The organism is uncultured Aquimarina sp., assembly GCF_947492405.1.
In the GTDB taxonomy this organism is placed as follows: Bacteria; Bacteroidota; Bacteroidia; order Flavobacteriales; family Flavobacteriaceae; genus Aquimarina.
Genome location: NZ_CANLMP010000002.1, coordinates 677,986 through 695,445 on the forward strand (window position 1 = coordinate 677,986; position 17,460 = coordinate 695,445).

Annotated in this window: 15 protein-coding genes and 2 tRNA genes; 14 read left to right on the forward strand and 3 right to left on the reverse strand. The window is 34.6% G+C overall.

Annotated features, from left to right (window positions below):
• Position 1: 1 nt before the first annotated feature.
• The 3 genes from Q0829_RS09180 to Q0829_RS09190 form a co-directional block, all read right to left on the reverse strand.
• Positions 2–7,171: a BspA family leucine-rich repeat surface protein gene (locus Q0829_RS09180; protein ID WP_298541873.1), complete on the reverse strand. Its 7,170-nt coding sequence runs from the start codon at positions 7,169–7,171 to the stop codon at positions 2–4.
• A 213-nt stretch (positions 7,172–7,384) separates the two neighbouring features.
• On the reverse strand, positions 7,385–7,525 hold the full coding sequence (locus Q0829_RS09185; protein ID WP_298541874.1) for a helix-turn-helix domain-containing protein: 141 nt from the start codon (positions 7,523–7,525) through the stop codon (positions 7,385–7,387).
• Entirely contained in the window at positions 7,525–8,358 is an 834-nt protein-coding gene (locus tag Q0829_RS09190) for a tetratricopeptide repeat protein (RefSeq protein ID WP_298541875.1), read from the reverse strand. Before Q0829_RS09190 ends, Q0829_RS09185 begins: the two co-directional genes overlap by 1 nt.
• A 691-nt stretch (positions 8,359–9,049) precedes the next feature.
• Here Q0829_RS09190 and Q0829_RS27610 point away from each other — a divergent pair.
• The 14 genes from Q0829_RS27610 to Q0829_RS09255 all read left to right on the forward strand — a co-directional run bounded on the left by Q0829_RS27610 (position 9,050) and on the right by Q0829_RS09255 (position 17,429).
• On the forward strand, positions 9,050–9,337 hold the full coding sequence (locus Q0829_RS27610; protein ID WP_366142001.1) for a DUF2892 domain-containing protein: 288 nt from the start codon (positions 9,050–9,052) through the stop codon (positions 9,335–9,337).
• 5 nt (positions 9,338–9,342) lie between these two features.
• On the forward strand, positions 9,343–9,765 hold the full coding sequence (locus tag Q0829_RS09195) for an SRPBCC family protein (RefSeq protein ID WP_298541876.1): 423 nt from the start codon (positions 9,343–9,345) through the stop codon (positions 9,763–9,765).
• 5 nt (positions 9,766–9,770) lie between these two features.
• Entirely contained in the window at positions 9,771–10,187 is a 417-nt protein-coding gene (locus Q0829_RS09200; RefSeq protein ID WP_298541877.1) for a hypothetical protein, read from the forward strand.
• Positions 10,188–10,194: 7 nt separating this feature from the next.
• Entirely contained in the window at positions 10,195–11,076 is an 882-nt protein-coding gene (locus Q0829_RS09205; RefSeq protein ID WP_298541878.1) for an RNA polymerase sigma factor, read from the forward strand.
• Positions 11,077–11,116: 40 nt separating this feature from the next.
• The gene (locus Q0829_RS09210) at positions 11,117–11,518 is read left to right on the forward strand and encodes a MarR family winged helix-turn-helix transcriptional regulator (protein WP_298541879.1); all 402 of its coding nucleotides are present in this window, start codon (positions 11,117–11,119) and stop codon (positions 11,516–11,518) included.
• A gap of 44 nt (positions 11,519–11,562) precedes the next feature.
• Positions 11,563–12,486, forward strand: coding sequence for an NmrA family NAD(P)-binding protein (locus tag Q0829_RS09215; RefSeq protein ID WP_298541880.1), 924 nt, complete (start codon positions 11,563–11,565; stop codon positions 12,484–12,486).
• The gene (locus tag Q0829_RS09220) at positions 12,486–13,082 is read left to right on the forward strand and encodes a hypothetical protein (protein WP_298541881.1); all 597 of its coding nucleotides are present in this window, start codon (positions 12,486–12,488) and stop codon (positions 13,080–13,082) included. The genes Q0829_RS09215 and Q0829_RS09220 overlap by 1 nt, the downstream gene beginning before the upstream one ends.
• Entirely contained in the window at positions 13,079–13,960 is an 882-nt protein-coding gene (locus tag Q0829_RS09225; protein ID WP_298541882.1) for a hypothetical protein, read from the forward strand. The genes Q0829_RS09220 and Q0829_RS09225 overlap by 4 nt, the downstream gene beginning before the upstream one ends.
• On the forward strand, positions 13,947–14,870 hold the full coding sequence (locus tag Q0829_RS09230) for a hypothetical protein (RefSeq protein WP_298541883.1): 924 nt from the start codon (positions 13,947–13,949) through the stop codon (positions 14,868–14,870). The genes Q0829_RS09225 and Q0829_RS09230 overlap by 14 nt, the downstream gene beginning before the upstream one ends.
• Entirely contained in the window at positions 14,863–15,756 is an 894-nt protein-coding gene (locus tag Q0829_RS09235; protein ID WP_298541884.1) for an NAD(P)H-binding protein, read from the forward strand. The genes Q0829_RS09230 and Q0829_RS09235 overlap by 8 nt, the downstream gene beginning before the upstream one ends.
• Positions 15,757–15,850: 94 nt before the next feature.
• Complete coding sequence (locus tag Q0829_RS09240; protein ID WP_298541885.1) at positions 15,851–16,549, forward strand: hypothetical protein; 699 nt, start codon at positions 15,851–15,853, stop codon at positions 16,547–16,549.
• 23 nt (positions 16,550–16,572) lie between these two features.
• A complete protein-coding gene (locus tag Q0829_RS09245; RefSeq protein ID WP_298541886.1) occupies positions 16,573–16,929 on the forward strand; it encodes a hypothetical protein in 357 nt (118 codons plus the stop codon).
• A gap of 250 nt (positions 16,930–17,179) precedes the next feature.
• Positions 17,180–17,250: transfer RNA gene (locus Q0829_RS09250), tRNA-Gln, on the forward strand.
• Positions 17,251–17,357: 107 nt separating this feature from the next.
• A tRNA-Phe gene (locus Q0829_RS09255) sits at positions 17,358–17,429 on the forward strand.
• Positions 17,430–17,460: the final 31 nt, after the last annotated feature.

Consider the following 17,460-nt stretch of genomic DNA (forward strand, 5'->3'; position numbering starts at 1 on the left):
ATTATCGTTTTAAAACTAAAAAGCCTTTTAGTTTCTTTAGGGAATTACTTTCGGAGATATTAATAGCAAAGAAATAAGTGCCTTCTGGTAATTGACCTCCTCCTAGATTGGTCAAACGGTTAGCATCTCCTCTGAAAACTCTTGATGTATTATTGTAACCAGAAATTTCGAACACCATATCTCCCCAACGATTGTAAATTGATACGGTATTTTCGGGATAGTTTTCTATACCATCGATTTCCCAAAACTCATTTATTCCATCTCCATCAGGAGAAAACCCATATTTAGTATCATCATCTATTACAATTATTGGATTTTCAGTAGTAAAACTTTCTTCAGGACATCCAATAGCATCTCCAACTGTATTGTATGGAATAATAGTTACAAAAATCTCAGTATTCTCTGCTAAATCACTTGGCAAATTAAAAGTAGTAACATTACCAACATCCTGATTATTGATAATATCGCTTCCACCAGAACTTGTTCCAACTGTTAATCGATATCCTGTAGCATCAGAAATTGAATTCCAAGTTAAATCTGTATCTACCGTAATATTAGTAGCTCCATTTAATGGAATCGATAAGGTAGTACAACCCGGAATAGTAGCTACTATTTCGGTAGTAAAACTCTCTTCTGAACATCCAGTAGCATCTCCAACTGTATTGTACGGAATAATGGTTACAAAAATCTCAGTATTCTCTGCTAAATCAGTTGGCAAATCAAAAGTAGTAACATTGCCAACATCCTGATTATTGATAATATCGCTTCCACCAGAACTTGTACCAACTGTTAATCGATATCCTGTAGCATCAGAAATTGAATTCCAACTTAAATCTGTATCTACTGCAATATTAGTAGCACCATTTAATGGAATTGATAAGGTAGTACAACCCGGAATAGTAGCTACTATTTCGGTAGTAAAACTCTCTTCTGAACATCCAGTAGCATCACCAACGGCATTGTACGGAACAATGGTTACAAAAATCTCAGTATTCTCTGGCAAATCAGTTGGCAAATCAAAAGTAGTAACATTGCCAACATCTTGATCATTGATAATATCGCTTCCACCAGAACTTGTTCCAACCGTTAATCGATATCCTGTAGCATCAGAAATTGTATTCCAAGTTAAATCTGTATCTACTGCAATATTAGTAGCTCCATTTAATGGAATCAATAAGGTAGTACAACTTGGAATCGTTGCAACAGTTTCGGTAGTAAAACTCTCTTCTGAACATCCAGTAGCATCACCAACGGCATTGTAAGGAACAATGGTTACAAAAATCTCAGTATTCTCTGGCAAATCAGTTGGCAAATCAAAAGTAGTAACATTGCCAACATCTTGATCATTGATAATATCGCTTCCACCAGAACTTGTTCCAACCGTTAATCGATATCCTGTAGCATCAGAAACTGTATTCCAAGTTAAATCTGTATCTACTGCAATATTAGTAGCTCCATTTAATGGAATCAATAAGGCAGTACAACCCGGAATAGTAGCTATAGTTTCTGTAGTAAAACTCTCTTCTGTACATCCAGTAGCATCACCAACGGCATTGTACGGAATAATGGTAACAAAAACCTCAGTATTCTCTGGCAGGTCACTTGGTAAATCAAAAGTGGTCACATTGCCAACATCCTGATTATTGATAATATCGCTTCCACCAGAACTTGTACCAACTGTTAATCGATATCCTGTAGCATCAGAAATTGAATTCCAACTTAAATCTGTTCCTATAGAGATATCAGTAGTTCCATCCAAAGGGATAGATAAAGTGGTACAACTTGGAATCGTCGCTATAGTTTCTGTAGTAAAGCTCTCTTCTGAACATCCAGTAGCATCTCCAAAACTGTTATAAGGAATAATAGTAACGAATATCTCTGTTCCTTCTGGTAAATCAGTTGGTAAATCAAAAGTAGTTACATTACCTACATCTTGATCATTTATGATATCTAAACCGCTAGAACTTGTACCAACCGTTAATCGATATCCATCGGAGTTGAAACTACTATTCCAAGTTATGTTAGTTCCTATAGCTACATTTAAATCTCCATTTAAAGGAGTTAAAAGTGTAGTACAAGCTGGTGGATCGTTTAAAGTGGAATCGCCTGTTCTAAAACTTTCTTCCATACATACAACAGCATCTCCAACATCATTATAAGGTATTATTGTCACATAAAATGTTCTGTTCTCAATAAGATCTGTAGGGAAATCATATATCGTCACATCTCCCACATCTATACTATTGGCTATTTCGATACCTCCTTGAGTAATACCCACTGAAACCAAATAACCAGTTGCTCCATCGACACTATTCCAACTTAAATTTGTATCTATCGCTACATTAGTTGCTCCATTCAAAGGATCCGAAATCGTAGTACAAGAAGGCACAACAGGAATCAACTCTGTAGTAAAACTTTCTTCTGAACATCCAATTGCATTTCCTTCTTCGTTATATGGAGTTATAGTAACAAAGATTTCGGTATCTTCTGGTAAATCATTTGTCAAATCATATGTGATAACATTTCCAACATCTTCATTATTTAAAATATCATTTCCACCTGTAGACGTACCTATAGTTAAAAAATAACCATCAGCATTGGCAATTGCTTCCCAAGAAACATCTGTACCTATAACAACATCACTAGTTCCATCCAAAGGAGCTACCAATATTGTACAATCTGGCACCGTAGCAGGATTTGTTGAAAGAGAAAATGTTTCGGCAACACAACCTGTGGCAATACCTTCGTCATTTCTAGGCTCTATAAGAACTGTTACGCTAGTAGAACCGACAAGTTCATTCGCCGCAAATTCATAAGATTCTGTTGTAACAGTTGCATTAATTATGGTTCCACTTGGTTGAAGCGTAATCGTAAGCACATATTCAGTTGCATATAGAACTGGTTCCCAAACAAGGTTTGTATTTATTGGCACATCTACATCGCCGTTTTCAGGTGATGTTAGCTGTGTACATACTGGTATCGGACAATCTCGAATATCATCTGTAAAAATCCATCCATAGGTATCAATCATGGATTGTCTTTCATCTATACTATCACAATAAAGCAATGATTCCGCACCTAAATTAATTCCTGAAGTTAGTGCTTGTTCTGACCAAGCAATTAATGTACTATCATAATTTTCTCTTGTTAGTGCAGTATTATCCAACATATCTAGCATATTGTTAACGCTACTTATATTCCAATCACCAAGAAACTGATCAAAAGCAGCTGCATTTTCAAACATAGATTGCATACTAACACTACCTATATTCCACATATTCATTTCCTGATTATAACTACTGGCATTTCTAAACATATAATCCATATTCTCAACTCCACTAACTCTCCAACTATTTAATAATTGATTGAAAGAACTAGCTCCATCAAACATATATGCCATCGTATTCACTCCTCTTACATTCCAACTGCCAATAGTTTCATTAAAAGAGGTTGCACCCTGAAACATTCCTTCCATTGTAGTTACGGAGGCAACATTCCAAGAATCCATTGCTTGGTTATAAGATGTAGCGTTTCTAAACATTTCTTCCATAGTAGTTACGAAAGAGACATTCCATGTATCTATATTTTGATTAAATGCAGTAGCACCACTAAACATTTCTTGCATATTTTGAACCTCTCCTGTATTCCAATCGTCAATTGGTTCATTAAATACAATTGCATCCTTGAACATAGAATCCATATTTGTTACTACTGCTACATCCCAAGGATTCAAATTCTGATTAAAAGCTGAAGCTCCTTCAAACATCGAAGGCATAAGTGTTACAGAACTCACATTCCAATTATCCAAAGGTTGATTGAATGCATTAGCTCTTCTAAACATAGAAGTCATGTTCGCCACAGCACTTACATTCCAAGCATTTAATGGTTGATTGAATGCTTGGGCATTTTGGAAAGTAGAAACCATACTTACTACAGAGTTCACGTCCCAATTATTAAGTGGTTGATTAAATGCTATAGCATCCTCAAACATAGACTGCATAGTAATTACATTAGTCACATTCCAAGAATTTATATCTTGATTAAATACAGAAGCTTCATGAAACATTTCCGACATATCCGTAACATTTCCAACATCCCAATTATCTAACGGCTGATCGAACCTAGGACAATATGCAAACATTTCTCTCATATCAGTAACATTGCTTACATCCCAATTGCTTAAAGAAGCATTAAATTCCATGTCCAGGAAAAAACCATTAAACATTTCTGCCATATTGGTTACACTACTAACATCCCAAGCATTTAAGGATTGATCAAAAACCAATGCTCTTTTAAACATTGCAATCATATTAGTTACATTACTAACATCCCACGAATCCATAGGAGAATTATAAAGTCGAGCACCTTCAAACATTGACGCCATATTTGTTACGGACGAAACATCCCAACCATTAATATTTTGAGTAAAACTACTTGCGGATCTAAACATACTTGACATAAGCTCTACATTAGATGTATTCCAAGTATCCAAAGGTTGATTAAAACTACTCGCAGCAGAAAACATTCTAGACATATCGATAACATTATCTACAACCCAATTGTCTAATGGTTGATTAAAAGCAGTTGTACGATTAAAAAGACCACTCATGTCAGTTACATTACTCACATCCCAATCATTAATATTTGCATTAAATAAAACAGCCCCATCAAACATCTCGTTCATACTTGTCACCTGTGATAAATTAGGTATGTCGGTTGCATTGTAAATCATATTCTCACAATCATTACAGGCCTTTTCCATAGATAAGTATTCGAATGTTCCCCATCGATCAATAGAAAGTACTTTTTCGCCATCTCCAAAAACTCCAAAATAAGGATTAGGGAACTCTCCAATAATAGCTACATTATATATTCCAGGAACATCATAAGTATGGATAATATCAGAAGTTACATTATTATCATATTCTCCATCTCCCCAATCTATGTTTATATTATAGGTGAAATCATTATTTGTTTCTACTTCAAATTGATTTATGGGTGTTGTAGCAAAACCATCTATTCGGGTATCAATCTGTATTCTATATGCATCAGGGTTATTTTGCCAAGAGGATACTACAGAAAAACTTATTTCATCACAGTTTTCTGCAGGTCCTTCAGCATTATAGGGAACTACGGTGATGTATACAACATCTCCATCCAGAAATTCATTGGTAAATGTGATACGAGTAACATTTCCGACATCTTCATTGTCATAAATTACTTGTGTAGCACCACCGTTTTCTCTTCGTAAACTTACTAGATAACCCGTTGCTTGCGGTGCAGCGTTCCATACAATATCAGAATTTGCCGGCACTCCTGTTGCTCCATCTAAAGGAGAGATCATTTCAGTACAAAAAACATTAGTACAATTAACAATATCACCCGTAATAGTCCAGTTAAAATTATCTATTAGTTCTTGTCTAGCAATTCTACCATCACAATAGCGAATGTTTAAGGCTCCCAAAGAAACATTTGATTGTACTGTCTGAGATGACCATCCTATCAAGATATTATCATAATTTTCTTGAGACAAACCAGAAGTAGACAACATATTCACCATTTGCGTAACAGCTGTAATATTCCAGGAAGCTAAGTTTCGATCAAATATTTGGGCTCCACTAAACATTTGACTCATATTCACTACGTTTTCAGTATTCCAATTTGTAATATCCTGATTAAAATTAATTGCTCCACTAAACATTCCCGATGTATTCGTGACACTTGATACATCCCAATTGTTTAAAGGTTGATCATAAACTGCATTACTTGTAAACATCGCAGACATATTTACAACATTAGACATATCCCAATCATTAATATTTTGATTAAATGCAGACCAACCAAACATACCTGAAACATTAACAACAGCGGATGTATTCCATTGATCCAAGGGCTGATTAAATGGTGTAGTAAAAGAAGTATTCCCACCAAACATTCTAGACATAGAAGTTACAGAACTCACATCCCAATCATTTAATGGAAGATTAAATAACGCTCTATTAAACATTAAATTCATAGAAGTAACCGCACTTACATCCCATTGATCTAATGGTAAATTAAAAACAGTCAAGAAGAACATAGTATCCATATTAGTTACAGAAGATACATCCCAATTATTAATAGGTTGACTAAAATTACGATTAGTAGAAAACATTGATGACATATCTGTGACAGCAGAAACATTCCAATTATCTAAAGGTTGGTTAAAATTAGCACATGAGAACATCCCAGACATATCTGTAACATTATCCACTATCCAATTATTAATATTTTGATTAAATGAATTAGCGTTATCAAACATCTGAGACATATTGGTAACATTAGAAACATTCCAATTATTCAGAGGATTATTATATGCACTGGCATCAAGAAACATTCTAGACATATCGGTAACATTTGACACATCCCAATTATTGATATTTTGATTGAAACGTTCTGCATCATCAAACATACCTTGCATGTTGGTTACAGTTGCTGTATTCCAATTATCTAAAGGTTCATTAAACAATTCTGCATCCCGAAAAGTTTCGGACATATCCGTTACATTTATTACATTCCAATTATCTAAAGGCCTATTAAATATTTCTGCATCATAAAACATTCCCGAGATATCTGTAATTGTACCTACATCCCAATTATTAACAATACCGTTAAACGAAAGACATCCCTTAAACATATTTTTAAGACTCGTTACCCTCGATAAATCTGGAGAATCTATAGCATCAAAATTTAAGTTCTCACACCCGTGAAATGCATCTTCCATTGTTTGCCATTCTATAATCCCCCATTCCAGAATTTCTATGATCTTTCGTCTATCTCCAGAATTGTTAAAATAGATGGATGGAAAATCACCACTTATTTTCACAGTATAAGTTCCCGGTGTTGCATAGGTATGGGTCATATCTCCTGTTACACCTGTATCCGTTGATCCATCACCCCAATCTACAGTATAATTGTACGTATACGCTGGATTTGTAGGGATTGTAATTTCATTATTGGCAGAAATCCCTGACTGTGTTGTATCCCATATCGATGTAAACTCTCCAACGAAACTAGAAAACGCTACTTCTTCATTAACATGTTTGACAGAAAGCCCATAACAAGTGTTGCCTATTAATAGATTAACTATAACTAAATATAATATAGCATGTAGGTGTACTTTTTTTATCATACGTAAAAACATAAGGGTCTATTTACCTAATTTATTATTCTGAAAAGACTATGGTTTTTAGAGAATATGGTTTTTAATCGAAACAAAACTAGGAACACTTAGTCTTCAGGTCAACCCTGAAAACCGTGGTTTTTCATTTCGTCTTTCTCAAAACTATAGATAAATGTTAGTGGAGACGTTTCAAATTATAATTTGAAACCTATAAATTGTATTTTAAGCACTCTTTTTTCTATACTCGGAGGGAGTAAGACCTACTAAATTTTTGAATGCTCTATTAAAAGAAGTTTTACTTTTAAAACCGGCTTCATACCCTATAGCCACGATTTTATATTCTTCATAACTTGGATTTTTCATTAATTTTTTAAATCTCCTTTTAATTCATACGCTTTTGCGAGATATTCATGGACGTGCATTTCTAGTTCCAGGAATTGGTTATTTTTCGCAATTTCTTGGGCAATTGCGAGCATATGAATTGCTTCTGGAAGTTTATTAAGCCTTATATATGACACTCCAATGTGTAAATGCGAATCAGCTTTACTTTCTATTGATTCTTTTTCTGTTATTAATTTTAAAGCTTGTTCTGCATTTTGTATGGCTTCCTGGTATTTTTCTAACTTCACATACGAATCTGCAATGTTATTTAGTGCAGTTATTTTTAGATCATTTCTGGAAAGTTCTGTAGCAAAACTATCTACTTTCTGACTATACATTAAAGACTTTTCATATTTCTTTTGATGCATAGCCGTAATACCCAAAGCATTATATGAAGCAATCAATACGCGCTCAGGGTTTTCATGTCTTTTAGCTAGTCTAATTACCCTCTTGAAGGTTTGTGAAGCTTTATCATATTGTCCTAGGTTATTGTATATATTACCCAAATTGGCCAAAATAATAATTCTTATTTTAGAATCCTCAGGTAGTTCTTTTGCTATATCTAATGCAGTAAGATATTTTTTAAGAGACTCGTCATATACATCTATATTACTATAATAAATACCTTGTCCAACAATAGCTAAAACTTCTTCTTCTAGTAGATTGTATTGTTTCGCTAATAACTGCAAAGAATCTACATATTTCTTGTATAATTCAAAATCCCCTTTTCTATATGTAGTTTCTGATATCTTTTGTAGCTCCTTTACTTTTTTGATTCCAATAGAATCAATATGATAAGTCTGTGATTGTATCATATTATGAAAAAACATAATAGATATAAAAAAAAGTATTGAACGCTTAAACATCGGAGCTATTTATAATGCAAATTTAATGTAATATAATAAACTAGTTTAAAAAGCATATTTCCAATAGTCCTTGTTTTTAAAAAACAAAGTAGTATTAGGTAAGTTTTATTAATAGAAAGAATAAGAATAACCAATTAATGATTATCCCAACTTCTCTGAGATGAACTATTTGAGATGATAACCAATTACCGTCATAGACATTGATGGGTTGAAGGTGTTGAAGAATTTGTATTCAATCACAATGAAGTCACCTTTGCTAACATAGAACATACTTGTGTTATTTATAGGAAACACTTCAATTTCACTACGTTCATAAAAGACGCTCCGCTTCGTAAATTAATATATGAAAAACTAACCACAAACCCACCAAACTCTATCAATTTTATATTATAAAACCTATTAATGAAAGTCCATCTAAACTTAGTGTATAACAGTATTGGATTACCAAGAATATTTAGTAAAGACTTTTGATGACTACAATTAAAAAAACAATTTAAAAATGGAATTTCTAAATCACTCAATAACCTTAAGAAACATTTTGAATCAGAAAGTCGAATTGTGAACTCATAAAAAAATCTATTTCTGGTCACACTTTATCTTTCCTGTTGTATCACTAATATAAACCATTTAGTGATTATATATGAACAATCTTAAAAGAGGGATATCCTATTCCTTCAATAGAAATATTGGGACAGTCGATAGAACGATTAGAACAATTGTAGGTATAGCCGCTTTCATAGGAGCTTTTTACTTCTATTCAAGCAACCTATTATTCACAATACTCCTAGGCGTATTAGCATTTGCCCAATTCGGAACGGTGTTTTCAGCAAGATGCATTATTTGCTATTTCACAAAACAATGTACAATACCATCTAGTGAAAAGAAGAAGCTTGAAGCAAAAGGAATTAAATATGAACAAATAAATTAAAAACTATGAGTAAAAAGAAAATTGAAACGTCACATCTTGTTAATGCACCAGTCGAAAAAGTCTGGGCAAATATTAGCAAAGCATCAGGAGTACATGAATGGCTTCCGATGATTGAAACTTGTAGCTTAGAAGGACAAGGTGAAGGAGCTAAAAGAGTTTGCACCACAGAAAACGGAGTTCTCAATGAGACTATTCTAAAAATAGATCACGAGAATAAAACTTTTCAATATGCGATTGATGAACAAACACTGTTTCCAATAAGTGATATCGTCGGAACAATGTCTGTAAGAAATGATAACGGAAAAACCATTTTAGATTGGAATCTTGATTTCTCTTTGGAAGATGAGAATATCTTCTCGATGATTGAACAAGCTATCGCAGGAATGTATGCTGCCGGTGCAGCAGGATTAGAAAAAACATCAAATTAAGAAAAATGAAAGCGACACTATTTGTAGTATTCGTATTAGTCAATTTAAACTTAAATGCCCAAGAGATGAACCATAGAGCCGAACAGAAGAAAATGGTGAAAACCTTTATTTCTGATTATAATAGCTATGAGATGGATATTGAAGCTGCTGGCCTTGCCACAATTAAAGATGCAAAGTTAGTTATGGAAGGAGAACTTTATATTGCATACGCTTATGTTTCCGGTAATGAAAATCGGAATGGTAAGATGACCTTACTTTTAACGGATGAAGATAGATTGAAAGGGAATTGGAAGACAAACGCAGATAATGGAAATAGCTACAATGGCTCTTTGTACTTTACGTTTAGCGAAAATGGAGAAGCATCGGGTCATTACAAATATGGAGGGACAGATTATAAAATCACTATCTTGAAAAAGAAGTAAATAGTAGATGAAAAAGCCATTTAACATAGAAAATTATTCAGATTCCGATGATTTAGAATTAATCAAGGAAGCTTTAAATGGCGACCACAAAAGCTTGAATAAACTTATTGTTGACCACCAACAATACATCTTCAATATTGCTTTAAAGATGATTAATGGCATTGCCGATGCAGAAGATGTCACTCAAGAAGTTTTAATCAAATTAGTCACAAACCTCTCTAAATATGATAGTACCAAGGCGAGGTTTAGAACTTGGTTGTACCGTATTACATTCAATCATATTCTAAATGTAAAAAAACAGAAATATGAAATGATGGTAACGAGTTTCGATAATTTCTTTGACTTTATAGACAGTGCTCCAGAGCTTGAGTTAAGTGAAAAAGAAGAAAAGGAAATGCAGGCGCTCGTAGAAGAAAGTAAAATTTCCTGTATGGCTGGTATGATAATGTGCCTAGATAGAGAACAACGACTCACATACATTGTTGGCGAATTGTTTGAGATAGACCATAATCTGGCCGGTGAAATATTTGAAATTTCACCTAGCACTTTTAGAAAACGTCTATCACGAGCGAGAAAGAATCTGTATGATTGGATGAATAACAGATGTGGTCTTGTCAATAAAGATAACCCATGTCGTTGTTCAAAAAAAACAAAAGGGTTTATAGAAAAAGGTTGGGTTACAGAAGATTTAAAGTGGAATTCGGATTATAAAAAGAAGATTTTCGAGTTATCTGAAGAAAAAGTTGATATCGTTTTATTGGAACGCGATGACGTCTATGCAAAAATCCATAGAGACCATCCTTTTAAAAATCACAATAAATCAGGTCTAGCTTTAGAAGCTATCTTACAGAGTAAGATTATCAATTCTACTTTTAAACTTGATAATTGAATAATTAATCATATCTTTGTTGTATATACAATATAAAATTATGGAGTTTTCACCATCAGAGTGTATAAGTGCACGAATAGGTATATTACAACGCAAGATAAATACGATTTACAGAACGTATCTATCACCATTGAATATTTCTGAAAGCCAGTCATCTATTCTATTGGTCATCAATAAAAGTACTGAAATAGGTCAATCGGAGATTGCTTCGATACTAAATTTGGAAAGGTCTTCTCTATCAAGAAATATGGTACGACTTGAAAAAAATGGATGGATTGAGAAAAACGCGAGTTATCATCCTATCTGGAGTCTTTCAAATAACGGTAGAAAATTTATGAAAACATTATTACCTGCTTGGGAAAATGCAATGAAAGAAGTAGATGGAATAATTGGCAACAAAGGATGGGAATCTTTCGGAACGTTTGAAAAAACAATGTCCTAATTTTTTAATTTAATGTTGTATATACAACACGAAGCTATATTTATATGAAAACTGAAATATTAATTACCGGAGTTACTGGAAAAACAGGTGGACACGCAGCAAAACAATTGCTAGAAAAAGGAATCGCTATTCGAGTGCTTTCTCGAAAGCGTAGTACAATCATTGACGAATTGGAAAAAGCAGGGGCAGAAATTGCCATAGGCGATATGCTCGATATTGCTTCACTTGAAATAGCATTCAAGGGCATTAAAAAAGTATATTTCACCTATCCTTTTGTGCCAGGGCTTTTAGAGGCCTCCGCTAATATGTCAACTGTTGCAAAGCAAGAAGGCGTTTCTCTTTTTGTGAATATGTCCCAAATCATTACAAGAAAGGGACACGATAGCCCTTCTACGAGACAACATTGGCTAGCCGAACAATTTTTAGATTGGGCAGGTATAGGCGCTGTGCACTTACGACCTGGGTTATTCTTTGAAAACCTATTGGTCATAGCCGCACATACTATCGCTACAGAAGGCAACATCTATCTCCCTTGGGACGAAGGCAAACACGCAGGTGTGTCGGCCTCAGATATTGCCAAGGTAATCGTGGGCATCCTAACAGATGACAAACCCAACAAGCATATAGGTGAAAAATATGTGATTACTGGTCCTACCTCTAGAACAATGGCAGAAATAGCAACTATTATTTCAGGTATTATAGACAAAGAAGTCAAATACGTTCCAATAACGGATGAACAATGGATTGAAGGAATAAAGCAATTACCTGCGGTATTTAATAATCCACAATTTTTAGGTCATGCACCTGCACTATCAGAAGACATCAGAGATCAAAAGTTTGATGAAGTAACTGAGGTAGTTCAGCAAATAGGTAAAACACAACCTATCACCTTGGAAGAATTTGTAATGAATCACAAAGACTTCTTTACAAATCCAGAATATTCAATGCTACTATTACAATCATTATAATGAGAAAATTATTGATAATAGTAATTATACTCTCCACTTCGTTTACCTATGTTCATGCACAAGAAAATGAAGAACAGAAAAAGCAATCTGCTTTTTCTATAGAGACGAATACCACGCCTTGGTTATTTGGCGGTTATGCTTTAGGCATAAACTATAAACCCGAGGCACTAAAACATTGGGGGTTTTTAGTTGGCATAGCTGGTAATGCAGATTTCTCTCCTTTTATAGTAGATGTGTTTAAACCACAAAACAGAAATAAAGGTATCGATTGGGAGGTGTCACAAGCCTATGTGGTGGCGATTGACTATTACTTAAAAGAAAATACCAACGAAGGCATTTACATAGGTCTTTTTAATTTTATTTTTGAAAACGAACTTAATAAAAATGGTAAACAAGCCGAATTTACTTCACACACCGTTCTGGCAAGAACTGGCTATCGGTGGTATCCCGGAAAACAAAATCAATTTTATCTAAACCCTTGGGGAGGCATAGGAACGGAATATAAATTGAATGGAGAGCAAACGGTATCAAACACTGAATGGGAAACATCAGGGTTTGCTTATTTCATATCACTTAATGCTGGGTTTACATTTTGAAAAAAAGAATTATAACATATGGGTTACGTTTTCTAATTGCACTAACGATCCCGTTAGTTCTTGTTTTTCTACTCAACCTTTTTTGGGTAGTAGATATTCGCCCAGATGTTATTAAGGACGGCATTACTAATGAGATGGAAAGTAAAGGCAGACAAATACTTCAAGAAATGGGTATTGCCCACGGCAAATTATATTGGAAAAACACAAAAACGTGGACCGTACACTACAATGCAAAATGGGAAATTCCTGTGGCTTGGATAGCCAATCATTGGCCTAGTAACCAGCAAAACGTAAAATTTGATGCTATAACAAATTCGTTTGACAGTAGGGCAACCCTATTGGACGGAACACATAAAAATGAAGTTTGGGGCATTCAGTCTTGGCGAACCTACAAGCAGATACCTGAAGGAGAATTTAGGTTTGAAACAAACTCTAATTTAGCATTTGGAAATCCTACGGTTCACTATTTTATCGAGCTTCCCTTTCGCGCAAGCAACGCTCCAATTGTTACATATGCAGGAACAGCTACAAAGTACGGAAAGGATTATGAACTCGTTTTTATTACGTGGGTAAATTCTAATCCAAATAAAAATTCAGACCAATATTTACTTTACATAAATAAACATACTAAAAGACTAGATTTTGCTGAATATATGGTCAGAGAGCAATTCAATTTTTTGAACAGTACCGTAACCTTTGAGGACTACACAGACGTAGATGGAATTCTTTTTCCATCTCGCTTTTACAATCAAGTCCCTTATATGAAATTTCTAACCTTCCACGATGGTCTGTTTACGGATTGGAATATAGATAGCATAGCATCTGATGAATTAAGACCTAATGAAAAATTAGAAATTATTAAAGATGAGAAATTATAAAAGAAAACTAAGAAAAACGGCCTTTATACTTATGGCAACTGCTATGGTAATGTTACCTCTAAGCTGTAAAACAGTCGATTTACGAACAGATACTATAATGGAAGCTTCTTCGACAGAAAAAGAAATCCAAGTAAAAAAAGGCTACCAATTTCTTGAAGCCGCCTGGAAAGCTCAGGGAATGGATAAGCTTGAAAGTCATAAAAACTACGAATTTACCGGCTTGGAGTCTTGGCGCTCTATGATGGGTAAAATGGCAAACCCTTGGAGAGTAAATAACGTGAACCTTACATTCAGATATGCAATAAACACATTTGATGGTAGAGTTGAAATAGCCTCAGGAAAAGATGCAGGAGAATTCTTTGGACTTCAATCGTGGGAATATTATGAAGGCAATAAAGCCACACCTGCCAATTTTGATTTAAAAAAGGATAAAAAGCGAGCATTTGCAGTTCCTACTTTTCATTATTTCATGGAATTACCCAATAGATTGATGCAAGCTCCAATAAAAGAATATGCGGGTTCTGACACCATATTAGGTCAAGAATATGAAATGGTCATCGTTACTTGGGGAGATGATAGCGAACCCACTAAGGAACACGACCAATATCTAGTTTACATCAATAAGGACACCAAATTAATAGAAATTGTATCCTACTCCGCTCACGAAGGATATTTACCTGGTAAACATTCTCTGTTTGGCAGTATACGCTATAGTGACTTTAAAAATATTGAAGGAATATTAATTCCGATGAAACACGAGAGCATATTCGGCAATATCAAGAAAGAGAAAAAACCAATTCATACACTCCAAATAAACTCTTTTGAGTTTGATAAGGTTAACCAAAAAATATTATACCCAAATCCAAATTTAAAAAAGGTTGGAAACAATAAAATAAATACCGATGAATAACCCTAAAATTTTAGTGATTGGAGCGACTGGATTAGTCGGTTCACAAATAACAAAAATACTAGCCGATAAAGGTCACGATGTCACCGCAATGATTCGAAAAGAAGGTAGCAGAATATCTGGAGCTCCTCAAACGCTAAAATATGTGTTAGGCGATTTAAAAGACCGCAACTCCTTGGATAATGCCGTTAGTGGAATGGACATCGTAATATCAACGGCCAATGGTATTATTCCGCCCAAAGGGAATGACATTGCCACGACCATTAATGAATTTGGAACTAACAATCTTATTAAAGCTTGTGAACAAGCTGGAGTAAAAAGATTTGCACAATCATCCGCACCAGAACTTTCCATCGGCCATCAAGTACCAGAGATTGCAGGAAAACGCATATTAGAGAATAGACTAAAACAGTCAACTATGGAATCGCGAATCGTTCGTAATCCAGCATTTTACGATGTATGGCTTGTTATGGGAGGATTTAAACAGGCAGAAAACAAAGACCCGCATTCTACAACCTTACGAAGTTTCGGTTTTATGCAAACCTGGAAAAAAGCGGTCGGTAATTTCGTAAAAAACCACCGCCTATTTATTGCACTTGGCGGTGCTAAACACGGTTCGGTATTTATAGCAACTATAGACGTAGCGCATATGATTGCGGCTGCAGCTTTGAAGGATGGAGAAAAATATATGGTTATAGAATCTGGCGGACCTGAATGGCTAAGTTGGGGAGAAGTTGCTAATCAGATTTCAAACAAAATGAATAAGAAAAAAGTACGCGTTATTAATCTTCCTGCAGGTGCAGCTCGTTTTTTTCAGTTGGTAATGTATCCGTTCTCAAAATCGGCAGCTAATGTGATGGCACTTACTAGAATGGTGGCAACATACTAGCCTAAATGGGATTCTAAACCTGTTGTGGAATATCTGGATTTACCACCGCAGCAAACCTTAAAAGACTATTTAGACATTCACGTAAAAGATTAATATGTTAGAAAACACCACCTTTCTATCCTTTGGCTTTGTAGCGTTAGTATTGTTGGTAATGCTATGGTTGAATAGCGCTATCAAAATAGGCAGACTACAAATAACAGCAATGTTAGCTTGGACTATCTTGTTAAGTGTTTTGGCACTCCAAGGCTTTTTTATCCCTAATGATAAGCTTCCACCGAAACTTATTTTTGCGATGGGGCCACCACTTATATTCTCTATCATCTTTCCATTTACTAAAAAAGGTAAAAAGATGATTGCCTCTATAAATATGGAGCGGTTAACTTTAATACATTCTATTAGAATTATAGTTGAACTGGTTTTTCTATATCAACTGGCCGAACTGACATTAGTTTCAGACATAGTGACATTTCACGGACGCAATTTTGATGTCATACCTGGTTTAACCGCTATCATAGTGTGGTGGTTATTTTTTAAAAAGAAAAAGTTATCAAAAAAAGGACTGCTCTTATGGAACATAATATCATTACCTGTGCTACTATTTACCATATCTCAAGCTATTCTATCGGCTCCATTACCCTTTCAGCAATTTGACTTTGAACAACCGACGATAGCTATATTTTATTTCCCATTTATTTTACTACCTGGCTTTGTTGCGCCCACCGTAATATTTTGTCATATCGCATTTTTTCACAAATACAGATCACTACAAGAATGGAAGACTATGAAGAAATAGACTGTTTCATAAAAGAGAAATCGTTGAATTTATTAAAGACATTAGACTCAAATGCAAAACCGTTATGGGGAATTATATCACCTATACATATGGTAGAAAATCTTGCATATGGCTTTGACATGTCGGTACATAATTTCATAGCAAAGAAGATTGACAAAGAAGTTGAGCAAAACAAAGCCTTCGTAAAGGAGAAGGGTTTTCCAATCTCAAAACGAAAACGAATTGCTTCTGATTTAAAACCCACTGTTAATGAAAATCTTAATGATGCAATAATAGAATTGGATGCTTTAATTCGTGAGTTTTACGATGTTTTAGGAGAAATGGATGATGCATTTAAAACTAGTCATTTCTATTTTGGGCAACTCAACTTTGATGAATGACGTGTTCTACATTTTAGACATTTACAACATCATTTACAGCAATTTGAACTTATTCCTTTACCCAAGGAAAAATCAGAATGGCAATGGCCGCATTCATAAAATAATTAATCTGAGATATGACTAAAGACTATTACATTAGGGAAGCTAAACCCAAGGAATACGACCCTTGAAGTATAGGTTCGAAATGCATAGCATTCACGATTTCTTAAAACGATAGAAATCAATGAGTAATCCTATTGAGCTTACAAATTGACCTGTGATGTAATGGTAGCATACAAGACTTTGACTCTTGGTGTAAAGGTTCGAATCCTTTCAGGTCATCAATATGGTGTCTCTAGCCTGCCTGAGGCAGACAGGCTTATTTGGTAAAGCATCTCACTGTGAAGAATGAGAAGAACAGGGTTCGAGTCACGGAGTACACCTGAAAAGGAATAGTAGCAAAGTTGGTCATTGCTTCAGATTGAAGTTTTGAAGATATAAATTCGAATCCTATTTGTCCACAAAAAAATACAAAATTATTGAGACCGGAAA

Bases quoted from the DNA above. Each gene is read 5' to 3' on its own strand.
- Q0829_RS09180 (WP_298541873.1), bottom strand. From the start codon at position 7,171: ATGATAAAAAAAGTACACCTACATGCTATATTATATTTAGTTATAGTT.
- Q0829_RS09185 (WP_298541874.1), bottom strand. From the start codon at position 7,525: ATGAAAAATCCAAGTTATGAAGAATATAAAATCGTGGCTATAGGGTAT.
- Q0829_RS09190 (WP_298541875.1), bottom strand. From the start codon at position 8,358: ATGATACAATCACAGACTTATCATATTGATTCTATTGGAATCAAAAAA.
- Q0829_RS27610 (WP_366142001.1), top strand. From the start codon at position 9,050: ATGAACAATCTTAAAAGAGGGATATCCTATTCCTTCAATAGAAATATT.
- Q0829_RS09195 (WP_298541876.1), top strand. From the start codon at position 9,343: ATGAGTAAAAAGAAAATTGAAACGTCACATCTTGTTAATGCACCAGTC.
- Q0829_RS09200 (WP_298541877.1), top strand. From the start codon at position 9,771: ATGAAAGCGACACTATTTGTAGTATTCGTATTAGTCAATTTAAACTTA.
- Q0829_RS09205 (WP_298541878.1), top strand. From the start codon at position 10,195: ATGAAAAAGCCATTTAACATAGAAAATTATTCAGATTCCGATGATTTA.
- Q0829_RS09210 (WP_298541879.1), top strand. From the start codon at position 11,117: ATGGAGTTTTCACCATCAGAGTGTATAAGTGCACGAATAGGTATATTA.
- Q0829_RS09215 (WP_298541880.1), top strand. From the start codon at position 11,563: ATGAAAACTGAAATATTAATTACCGGAGTTACTGGAAAAACAGGTGGA.
- Q0829_RS09220 (WP_298541881.1), top strand. From the start codon at position 12,486: ATGAGAAAATTATTGATAATAGTAATTATACTCTCCACTTCGTTTACC.
- Q0829_RS09230 (WP_298541883.1), top strand. From the start codon at position 13,947: ATGAGAAATTATAAAAGAAAACTAAGAAAAACGGCCTTTATACTTATG.
- Q0829_RS09235 (WP_298541884.1), top strand. From the start codon at position 14,863: ATGAATAACCCTAAAATTTTAGTGATTGGAGCGACTGGATTAGTCGGT.
- Q0829_RS09240 (WP_298541885.1), top strand. From the start codon at position 15,851: ATGTTAGAAAACACCACCTTTCTATCCTTTGGCTTTGTAGCGTTAGTA.